Below are 10,728 nucleotides of genomic sequence, written 5' to 3' on the forward strand. Positions count from 1 at the left end.
GCACAGTTGACGGTGATGTGCGGGGCTTGGGCAAGGGGGTCGAGAGGCGATCCGCCCAAGGCCCGGGGACACGTACGAGCGGTGTACCGCCGCAGGCTACTCTTGCCGGTCGAACACCGGAACGAGCAGTGGGAACGGGCAGTCGACACATCTTCACGGGGGGCGATCATGACCGAGGACGACCGCGAGGAATCCCGCCACGGCGGCTCCGGCGGCGAGGACTCGCACGGCCGGACCACCGGGGCGCCCGGACTCGGACCGCTCGGCGGCCTGCTCGACGGCCTGCCCGAGAGCGGCCGCGGCACCCGGCCCCGGCGACCGGCGGGGGCCAACCCGTTCCGGCGGCCCGACCCCGCCCCCGGTATCCGCCCCGCCCCGTCCCCGGCGGCACAGCCCTCGGTGGCACAGCCCCCTGTGGTCCAGCCTCCGGCGGCGCAGCCCCCGGCACCGCCCGCACCCCCGGCCGCTCCGCCGGCCCCGGCCCCCGCCGCGCCGCGGCCCGAGCCGGCCGACCGGGCCGAGCCCCCCGCTCCCGAGCCCGACCCGCCCGCCGAGCCCGCGCCGGCGCCGCCGGCCCGGCCCAACGTGATCCCCTTCCGGAACGCGCCCGACCCCGCCCCCCGGGCCGGGGACCGGCCCGCGGACACCACCACGCCGGAACACGCCCACCACCCGGCGGCCACCGCCGACGGGACACCCGCGGACACCACCCCCGCGACCACCGAAGCAGAACAGAGCATGCACGCACACGAAGCGGCCCTCCCCCACCCCGAGCCGCACCCGGCACAGCCGCCCCGACCCGCGGCGGTCCGACCCGCCCCGGAACCGGCCCCCGCCGAGCCGGCCCGCACGGGGCCCGCCCCCGCGGAGTCGGCCACCCCGTCGGAACGGCCCGACCACGCCTACGACGACGCCGCGCGCGACGCCGTCTACCGGGCCATCCACGACCGGCGCGACGTGCGCACCGGGTTCCTCCCCGACCCCGTCGACCACGAGGTGCTCACCCGCGTCCTGGAGGCCGCCCACCGGGCGCCCAGCATCGGCCACTCCCAGCCCTGGGACTTCCTGGTCATCGAGGACCCCGACCTGCGCGGCCGCGTCCTGGACCTGGCCCGGCGCGAACGCGACGAGTACGCCCATGCCCTGCCCAGCACCCGCGCCCGCGCCTTCTCCGGGCTCAAGGTCGAGGCCGTGGCCGAGGCCCCGCTCAACATCGCGGTCACCGTCGACCCCACCCGCGGACTGCGGCACACCCCCGGCCGCCACGCCCGGCCCATGAGCTCCTCCTACGCCGCCGCCCTGGCCGTGGAGAACCTGTGGCTGGCCGCCCGCGCCGAGGGCCTGGGCGTGGGCTGGGTCGGCTTCGCCGACGAACGCGACGTCGCCGCCGCCCTCGACCTGCCCTCCCACCTCGAAGTCGTCGCCTACCTGTGCCTGGGCCACGTCGAGGAGTTCCCCACCGAACCCGAGCTCAGCCTCTCCGGCTGGGTGAAGGGACGCCCCCTGTCCTGGGCGGTGCACCACGACCGCTACGGTCGACGCGGTCTGCCCGGCCAGGAGCCCACGACCCTGCTGGAGGAGACCATCGCCGCCATCGGAGCCCTGAACACCCGCGCGGTGGAGGAGGCCCGGGACCGGCAGGACCGGATGACCAAGCCGCCGGGCTCCCTCGGGATCCTGGAAGAGGTGTCCGTCCGCCTCGCCGGGCTCGCCGGGGAATGCCCCCCGCCCATCCCCGAGCCCGCGGCCGTCGCCGTGTTCGCCGGGGACCACGGCGTCCACGCCCAGGGGGTGACCGCCTGGCCGCAGGAGGTCACCGAGCAGATGGTGCACAACTTCCTCAACGGCGGGGCCGTCGTCAACGCGTTCGCCGCCCAGGTCGGCGCCGAGGTCACCGTGATCGACGTCGGCGTGGTCGGCGACCTGCCGCACGCCGCCGGGCTGCTGTCGCGCAAGGTCGCCCGGGGCACCGCCGACATCACCCAGGGGCCCGCCATGACCCGCGACCAGGCCATGCAGGCCCTGGAGAGCGGCATCGAGGTGGCCCGCGACCTGGTCACCGCGGGCAACCGCTGCCTGATCACCGGCGACATGGGCATCGCCAACACCACCCCCTCGGCCGCCCTCATCTGCGCCTTCACCGGCGCCGCCGCCGAGGACGCCACCGGCCGCGGCACCGGGGTGGACGACGCGATGTTCGAGAACAAGGTCGACGTGGTCCGCCGCGCCCTGGCGGCCAACCCCGTGGACCCGGCCGACCCCATCGGCACCCTGGCCGCCCTGGGCGGGCTGGAGCACGCGGCCCTGGCCGGGTTCATCCTCGGCGGCGCCGCCCTGCGCGTCCCGGTGCTGCTCGACGGCGTCATCGCCGGGTCGGCCGCCCTGGCCGCCGCGGCGATCTCCGGCGACTCCACCGGCGCCTACTTCGCCGGCCACCGCTCCAGCGAGCCCGGCCACGCCCTGGTGCTGGAGCACCTGGGCCTGCGCCCGCTGGTGGACCTGGAGATGCGCCTGGGCGAGGGGTCGGGGGCGCTGCTGGCCCTGCCGCTGCTCCAGGGCGCGGCCCGGGCCCTGCGCGACGTCGCGACCTTCGACGACGCCGGGGTCTCCTCCGCGCACTGACCCGGGCGTCCGCCGACCACCGAGACCGCCCGCACCCTGCCGGGTGCGGGCGGTCTCACATTCTCCCCGCGGCCTGCTTCATCTCCCCGTAATACCCCTTTGACAAGGTAATTTGAAGCAATCGCCGACCATGCCGGCGGGCGTCACGGCGTTGTGCCAGGTGACGGCCCCGCCGGTGCCCCGCCGCCGTCGCCGGGGCCCGCCGCAACCGACGACCGAAGGGGTGCGCCCCGTGACCTATCTCCTCGGCCTGCGCCTGCACGACCGTGACGTCCTCGTCATCGGCGGCGGCCGCGTCGCCCAACGCCGTGTCCCCGTCCTGCTCCAGGCCGGGGCCCGGGTCACCGTGGTGGCCCCGGCCGTCGCCGCCGCGCTGGAGGACCTCGCCGACGCCGGGCGCATCACCTGGGTCGCCCGCGCCTACGAGCCCGGCGACGTCGCCGGACCCGGCGCCCCCGCCCACTGGCTGGTCCACGCCGCCACCGACGACGCCGAGGTCAACGCCGCCGTCGCCGCCGAGGCCGAGGCCGCCCGCATCTGGTGCGTGCGCGCCGACGACCGGCACGCCTCTGCGGCCTGGACCCCGGCCAGCGGCCAGGAGGGCGGCATCACCGTCGGCGTCGTCGCCTCCGGCGACCCGCGCCGCTCCGCCGGACTGCGCGACGCCATCGTCGACGGCCTGGCCGACGGCACCCTGGACGCCCGCCGCGGGCGCGAGCGCCTCACCGGCGTCGCCCTGGTCGGCGGCGGCCCCGGTGATCCCGGTCTGATCACGGTTCGGGGACGGCAGCTGCTCTCCCAGGCCGACGTCGTGGTGGTGGACCGGCTCGCCCCCACCTCCCTGCTGGACCGGCTCCCCGCCGACGTGGAGATCGTCGACGCCGCCAAGATCCCCTACGGCCGCTCCATGAAGCAGGAGGAGATCAACCGGGTCCTCGTCGACCGCGCTCGGCAGGGGAGGTTCGTGGTCCGCCTCAAGGGCGGCGACTCCTTCCTCTTCGGACGCGGGGGCGAGGAGGCCGCGGCCTGCGCCGCCGCCGGCATCCCCGTCATCGCCGTGCCCGGCGTCACCAGCGCGCTCGCCGCGCCCGCCGCCGCCGGGATCCCCGCCACCCACCGCGGTGTCGCCCAGGACGTCCACATCGTCTCCGCCCACGTCGCGCCCGGCGACCCCCGGTCCACCGTGGACTGGGCGGGCCTGGCCCGCGCGGGCGGCACCGTCGTCGCCCTCATGGGGGTCGAACGCCTGGCCGCGATCACCGAAGCGCTCATCTCCCACGGGCGCTCCGCCGACACGCCCGTCGCCGTCGTCCAGGAGGCGACCCTGCCCGGGCAGAGGACGGTCACGGGTACGCTGGCCACCATCGCCGACTCGGCCGCGGAGGCCGGAGTGCGGCCCCCCGCGGTGGTGATCATCGGGGAAGTGGTCCAAACAGCGCGGGAACTTGACATACTGCACACGGGGAACCAGTTCGAGACCCATCGACTGGCGACCGGGCGCGATCTCCCATAACACCCCCCGAATGGCGTCGCCAGCCCGGAGGGACGCCAGCACCGATGAGGAGGGCATACCGATCATGACCCGGCCGTCGGCCGCGCCGGACACCACCGGTTCCGGTCCCGCGGACCGGTTCGGTACCGGACCGGCCGCCACCTCCGACCAGCCCGCCCAGGGCTCCGGACCGCCGCCCGAGGGAGACCCCCGGGCCATCAACGAGGCCCGGCGGGGGCCCACCGTCCCCGTTCCGGCCGGACCCGCCAAACACCGTGCCCCCGCTCCGGAGGACGACCGTTTCGAGCAGGTCCTGGAATCCCTGCGCAAGCAGATCCGGGACCTCAGATTCGCCGACGACCTCCCCGGAGCCGAGGAGGGGCGCGTCCTACAGGCCGACGTGCTCGCCCAGCTCGCCGACTACGTGCTGCCCCGGGTGCGCCGCCCCGACATCCCGCTGCTCATCGCGGTCGCGGGATCCACCGGAGCGGGCAAGTCCACCCTGGTCAACAGCCTGGTCGGCGAACAGGTCACCACCACCGGCGTGCGCAGGCCCACCACCAACAGCCCCGTCCTGGCGTGCAACCCCGCCGACGTGGACTGGTTCAGCGAGGCCTCCTTCATCCCGTCCCTGCCACGTGTGCGCCAGCAGGGCCTGGCCATGCCCGGCAAGGACGGCATGCTGGTCCTGGCCGCCACCGAGGCCATGCCCCCCGGCGTGGCCCTGCTCGACACCCCCGACGTCGACTCCGCGGTGGCCGCCCACCACGAGTTCGCGGCCAAGTTCCTCGACGCCGCCGACCTGTGGGTGTTCGTCACCACCAGCAGCCGCTACGCCGACGCGCGCGTGTGGGAGTTCCTCCAGGTCGCCCGCGATCGTGACACCTCCATGGCCGTCGTGCTGTCCCGGGTGCCGCGCCGGGGCCGCCGCAGGCTCCTGGACCACTTCGGCGCCATGCTGGAGGCCAACGGACTGGGCTCGGCCGCCCGGTTCGCGATCCCCGAGACCGACCAGATCCAGGGTGAACGCTTCACCTCTAACGTCGCCGACCACATCCGCGGTTTCCTCGCGGACGTGGCGGGCGAGGCCGAACAGCGCGACCGGGTCTCCCGGCGCACCTTCATCGGGGTCATCGACAGCTTCCGCACCCGGGTGCCCGAGCTGGCCCGCCAGGTGGAGACCCAGATCGAGGCCGGGCGGGTGATGGCCACCGCGGTGGACACCGCCTACGCCGACACCCGGGCGCGCATCGGCACCGGGCTCGGCGACGGCTCCCTGCTGCGCGGCTCGCTGATCGCCCGCTGGCAGGAGGTCGCCGCCAGCGGCGAACTCGCCCGCAGCCTGCGCCCGCGCGGCCGGCGCTCCCGCCGGACGGGACGGGCCGAGCAGGCCGAACGCGGACAGCGGGTGGCCGCCCTGGAGCGCGCCGTCCGCGACGCCGTCGAGGCCCTCGTGGTGTCCTCCTGCGAACGCGCCTCCGAGGAGGTCGAAAGCGTCTGGCGGGAGGTCCCCGGCGGCACCGACCTGGCCACCAAGGCCCTCAACCAGCCCGGCACCGGCCTGCTGGTCCAGCAGATCCGCCAGGAGATCGGCGAGTGGCAGCGCGACATCGCCGAGATGACCGGGGAGGCCGGGGCCACCAAGCGCTCCGTCGCCCGACTGGTCACCTTCGACCGCGACATCGTCACCCTGATCCTCATCATCGACCTGCTCGGCTACGAGCGGTCCAGCTCCGGGGGCGGCGCGCACGCCGCCGAGCCCTCCGGTCCGTCCCCGCAACGCCTGCTCAAGGGGTTGTTCGGCGCGCAGTCGCTGCGCAGCATCGGCGCGAAGGCGCGGGAGAACCTCATCGCCCGCATCAACGGCCTGCTCGACCGCGAACGGGTCCCCTTCGACACCGCACTGGCGTCGGCGGGGATCCCCTCCGAGGACGCCGCCGTCCAGCTCTACCAGGCCACGTACAACCTTGAGATAGCACGATGACGACTCAGTGGAACCCCGCGCAGCCGCACGGGGACACCGACGCCGCCCCGGACGGGGACGCACCGGCGCCCACGGGCAACGGGCCCTGGCGCGGTTACACCGTGCCGGTCCCCGAGCACCCGGACCACGCCGGCCCCGCCGGGGAGGCGGAGGAACCCGCACACGACGGGATCTCCGCCTACCCCGGCGACGCGTCGGCCGCCCAGGGCGAGCCCGCCGCGGAGGAGGCCCCACAGGGCTCCCAGGGCCCTCAGCCTCCCGAGGACGACGGCGACGCCGTGTCCGAGGACACCGGGGCCAGGGGCCGCCGCAGCGGCCGCCACGCGCGCCACACGGCGGCCGCGCGCACCGCGCCGGACGCCCGGGACGCCCAGGGCACGCCGGACGAACCGGACGCGTCGGGCAGGGCCGACGACACGGGCGGGCCGGCGGCGGAGTCCGCCGACGAGGACCCCGACGGCCTGGCCGGCTGGGTCGGCAGCCTCGCCGAGGCCGCCGACGACACGCGCATCGCCGGGCGCAGCACCGGCGGGGGCACCGGGAACACCGGGGTCTTCGCCGCCGTCCCCGCCGCGGGCCGCCGCGCCCGGGTGGAACGCGCCGCCCGCACCTCCGCGGAGGAGGAGACGGCGGCCGGTGACGGCACCCGGGACCGTGCGCCCGAGGAGGCCGCGGCCCCCGGTGCGGAGGCGGCCCCCTGGGCTCCCGAACCCGCCGATCCCTCGGAGCAGACCGCCGAACCCGCCGCCGCCGACACCGGCGACGACGGTCCGGAGCCGCTGCCCCGCCGTGTCCCCGGCCCCTCCGCGGTCTCCGGGTCCTTCCGGGCCGTGGACCCCGCGACGGCGGGGCCGACGGGATCCACGGCGGCGGGGACCGCCGCGGGCACCGACCCCGACGAGGAGTACCGGCCCACCACCCACGACTCCTGGCAGCACACCAGGAACACCACCCGCGCCGAACTCATCGAGCGGCTGGACGCCCTGTCCACCCTCACCGAACTCGGCCAGGGCGACCTGCCGCAGGACATCACCGCCCGAGCCGGGCAACTGCTCGACCACGCCGGGGCCCGCCTGCGGCTGTCCGCCGAGCACACCGTCGTCGCCCTCGCGGGCGGCACCGGCAGCGGCAAGTCGTCCCTGTTCAACGCCCTGTGCGGGCTGGAGCTGTCGCAGACCGGCATCACCCGGCCCACCACCTCCCAGGCGCACGCCTGCGTGTGGGGCCACGAGGGCGCCGACCCCCTGCTGAGCTGGCTCGGCGTGCCCACGCGGCTGCGCCACTCGCGCACCAGCGTTCTGGACTCGGGCGACTCCGAGCTGACCGGACTGGTCCTGCTCGACCTGCCCGACCACGACTCGGTGCGTAGCATGCACACCGCCGAGGCCGACCGGCTCATCGGCTCCGTCGACCTGCTCGTCTGGGTGCTCGACCCGCAGAAGTACGCCGACGCCGCCGTCCACCACCGCTACCTGGCCAAGATGGCCGGGCACGGCGCGGTCACCGTCGCGGTGCTCAACCAGGTGGACAAGGTCGAACCCGATGAGCTCAAGGAGCTCCTCACCGACCTGCGCCGCCTGCTGGAGTCGGAGTCCGGGGTGCACCCCCGGGTGCTGACCACCTCCACGCTCACCGGGCAGGGCATCCGCGACCTGCACGAGTACCTCGCCGAGACGGTGCGGGACCGGCGCGCCCTCGTCGACCGGCTCGTCGCCGACCTCGACCAGGTCGTCGCCCCCTACGCCGAGTACATCGGCGAGGCCCCGGTGCCCGAGAACGTCCCCGCCGACGTGCGCTCGCGCGTTCAGGAAGGGCTGGCCCGGGCGGCCGCGGTCACGGCCGTCGCCGACGCCGTCGAGACCAACGACGTCCGCCGTGGGCGGCGCCGGGTCGGCTGGCCGGTCGCCCGCCGGGCGGCCCGCCTGCGCAAGGACCCGCTGGCCGCCGTGCAGCTCGACTTCCTGCGCAAGGACGGCGACCAGGTGCTGGGCGGGCCCGTGGACGCCCACGAGGCCGAGCTCGAAACGGTCCTGTCCGAGGCGGCCGACACCGTGTCCGAGGACATGCCCGCGCCGTGGCGGCGCCGGATGCGCGCCGCCGCCCGGTCGGCGGTGACCGGGCTGCCCGCCGAGCTGGGCGGGGCGGTGTCGTCCGCGGTCGGCGACCCCGACCAGAGCCCGTCGTGGTGGCGGATGGCGCGGTCGATGCAGTTCGCGCTGCTGGCCGTGGCCGGGATCGGGCTGGCCTGGGCGCTCGTGGCGCTGGTGAGCCGGCTGGGCGGGGGGATCACCGGCATCGCGATGTTCGACGACGCGGTGTTCGTGGTCTACGCCTCCGCCCTGGTCGTCGCCGCCCTCGCGGTGGGATGGCTGACCGGTGTCGGCTGCGGGAACCTCGTGGAGGTGGCCGCGGTGCAGCGCCGGGAGGACGTGGAACGGGCGGCCCAGGCCAAGGTGCGGGAGATCGCCGTGGCACGTGTGGTGGAGCCGATGGAGGCCGAGCTCGCGCGCTACCGGGCGTTCCGTGCGGCGTACGAGGTGGCGGCGCCGACGGCGACGGAGTGAGTGCGGGTGCGGCGGCCGCCCCGAGCGACCGCCGCCGATGAGAACACGGCCCGGGGGCGGGCGGCGACGAGCCGACCGCCCCCGGGCCTCATCGTGGGATCAGGTCCACGTCCAGTTGCCATCGGTCATCTGTTGGTCCTCCTCGGGACGGTGGTTGGGCGGGTTGGTGCCCAGGAATACCGAGCGTCCAATGGGGAGACGCACAGCGATCACATGGTGACTCCGGGCCCCAGAGAAGAATGCCCCAGAACGCACATTCTGACCAGACCCCACCTTGGTACGAGGTTCCTCGCGGTGCTCGGGTGCTCCGGGTTCCACATCCATACATTGAGCAATTAACCTATTACTCAAAGTAATGTAAAGTGGTAGGGTGCCGTCTTGATCCGGGCCTGAAGGTCACCTCTTGGGAACAGGGCTACCCAGAGGTCGTCACTGAGTGGCACGGTAGGGGAACGCCGGGCGAGAAATGCCCGTCGAAGGGAGAACCATGGGGGGCGACCAAGGGATCGAAGGGGAAGGGGAGGCGGTGCGGAGGATGGAGAGTGAAGGGAGGGTGGGGGAGTGAGTGTTTCGGAGAAGCCGGTGACGTCGGCCGAACGGTCTGTCATCGGGCGGTCGCGCTGGCCGTTCTTCCAGGAGCCCGTCGGCCTCATCATCTACATGTCCTTGCTTCTGGTCGCCGCGCTGTTCCTGTGCGGGGTGGCGTTCGCGTTGACCCCCTTCTCCGACGACGACCTCCTGGTGTTCGTGTTCCTCGCGGCCGGCGCGATGATCTGCGTGGAGGGCAACCGGCGCCTGGGCGCGGCGCAGCATGCCGGGCTCAACCAGGACCTGCTGGGCGCCTGGTGGTTCCCGGTCGTCCTGCTGCTGCCCCCCGTCTACTCGTTCCTCATCCCGATCCCGATCTACTTCCTCCTCCAGTGGCGGACCCGGCAGACGCTGATGCACCGGCGGGTGTTCAACGTCGTCTCCGTGGGCCTGTCCGGTTTCATCGTGTCGGTGGTCTGGCACACGTTCGTGTCCCGGGACCTCGGCCAGGGCCTGCAGGGGGGCGCCGATGTGTCCGGCCTGCTGCAGTCCGCGCCCGGTGTGCTGGTCGCCCTCGTCTGCTGCATGATGTTCACCCTCCTCAACGCGTGCGCCGTGACCCTGGCGATCCGGGCCAGCAGCGGGACCAAGCGCAAGCCGCCCCCGATGTGGGACCGCGAAGTGCTCATGGTCGACGCCGCCGAGGTGTGCATGGGCATCGTCGTGGCGGTCCTGGCCAACATCTCCCTCTTCCTCCTGCCCATCGCCCTCCCGCCGCTCCTGCTGCTCCAGCGCAGCCTGCTGTACCAGCAGTTGCAGACGGCCGCGCGGACCGACCCCAAGACCGGGCTGCTCAACGCGCCCACCTGGGAGCAGGAGGCCTCGATCGAGATCGCCCGGGCCCGTGCCTCGCGCAACCGGTCGGCGGTCCTCATCATCGACATCGACCACTTCAAGCGGGTCAACGACACCCACGGGCACCTCTTCGGCGACCAGGTGCTCATGGGGGTGGCGACCACGATCTCCCACCAGCTGCGCCAGTCCGACCTGCTGGGGCGGTTCGGCGGGGAGGAGTTCGTGGTGCTGCTGCCGGGCTCCGACGTGGGCGAGGCCTGGCACGCCGCCGAACGCCTGCGCGTGGAGGTGGGGTGCATGGAGATCGAGGTGGACAAGCTCAAGGTCACCGTCACCGTGTCGGTCGGCCTGGCCGTGGTCGGGGAACACGGCAACGACCTGGTGGAGCTGCTCACCGCCGCCGACCTGGCGCTGTACCGGGCCAAGGAGACCGGGCGCAACCGGGTGTGCCTGCCGGACGGCCGGGAGGACGGCAAGGTCCCGGAGCCGCGCGAGGGCCGGGGGACACCGGCCGCGCCGGAGCGGCCGCAGGGCATCGCGGACGCCTGACGTCCGGGCCGCTCCCGCGGGGGAGTTTTCCACAGGTCTCAGAAAGTCGTTGCGCGCGGCCGGTTCGTCACGCACCGTGAATATATGTACTTCGACCAGGATCGTTCCGCCCAGTCCTCCACCCCTGACGAACC

At 74.4% G+C, this 10,728-nt stretch carries 5 protein-coding genes; all 5 read left to right on the forward strand.

Features of this window, described 5'->3' with window-relative positions; all coding sequences use genetic code 11:
- The first annotated feature begins 168 nt into the window (after positions 1–168).
- The 5 genes from cobT (at position 169) to ACJOT3_RS11840 (ending at position 10,594) form a co-directional block, all read left to right on the forward strand.
- Complete coding sequence (gene cobT / locus ACJOT3_RS11820; protein ID WP_406971868.1) at positions 169–2,622, forward strand: nicotinate-nucleotide--dimethylbenzimidazole phosphoribosyltransferase; 2,454 nt, start codon at positions 169–171, stop codon at positions 2,620–2,622.
- 232 nt (positions 2,623–2,854) lie between these two features.
- Positions 2,855–4,135: a uroporphyrinogen-III C-methyltransferase gene (gene cobA / locus ACJOT3_RS11825; protein WP_406971870.1), complete on the forward strand. Its 1,281-nt coding sequence runs from the start codon at positions 2,855–2,857 to the stop codon at positions 4,133–4,135.
- A gap of 64 nt (positions 4,136–4,199) precedes the next feature.
- Positions 4,200–6,098 (forward strand): dynamin family protein, encoded by a 1,899-nt coding sequence (locus ACJOT3_RS11830; RefSeq protein WP_406971872.1) that lies wholly within the window; start codon positions 4,200–4,202, stop codon positions 6,096–6,098.
- Positions 6,095–8,662, forward strand: a complete 2,568-nt coding sequence (locus ACJOT3_RS11835) for a GTPase (RefSeq protein ID WP_406971874.1) — start codon at positions 6,095–6,097, stop codon at positions 8,660–8,662. Before ACJOT3_RS11830 ends, ACJOT3_RS11835 begins: the two co-directional genes overlap by 4 nt.
- A gap of 561 nt (positions 8,663–9,223) precedes the next feature.
- Positions 9,224–10,594: a GGDEF domain-containing protein gene (locus tag ACJOT3_RS11840; protein ID WP_406971876.1), complete on the forward strand. Its 1,371-nt coding sequence runs from the start codon at positions 9,224–9,226 to the stop codon at positions 10,592–10,594.
- Positions 10,595–10,728: the final 134 nt, after the last annotated feature.

This window comes from Nocardiopsis protaetiae (assembly GCF_045446735.1).
GTDB classification, from domain to species: domain Bacteria; phylum Actinomycetota; class Actinomycetes; order Streptosporangiales; family Streptosporangiaceae; genus Nocardiopsis; species Nocardiopsis protaetiae.

What these genes read in the sequence shown, in the direction of transcription:
- cobT (WP_406971868.1), top strand. Translation starts at nt 169, where the DNA reads ATGACCGAGGACGACCGCGAGGAATCCCGCCACGGCGGCTCCGGCGGC.
- ACJOT3_RS11830 (WP_406971872.1), top strand. Translation starts at nt 4,200, where the DNA reads ATGACCCGGCCGTCGGCCGCGCCGGACACCACCGGTTCCGGTCCCGCG.
- ACJOT3_RS11835 (WP_406971874.1), top strand. Translation starts at nt 6,095, where the DNA reads ATGACGACTCAGTGGAACCCCGCGCAGCCGCACGGGGACACCGACGCC.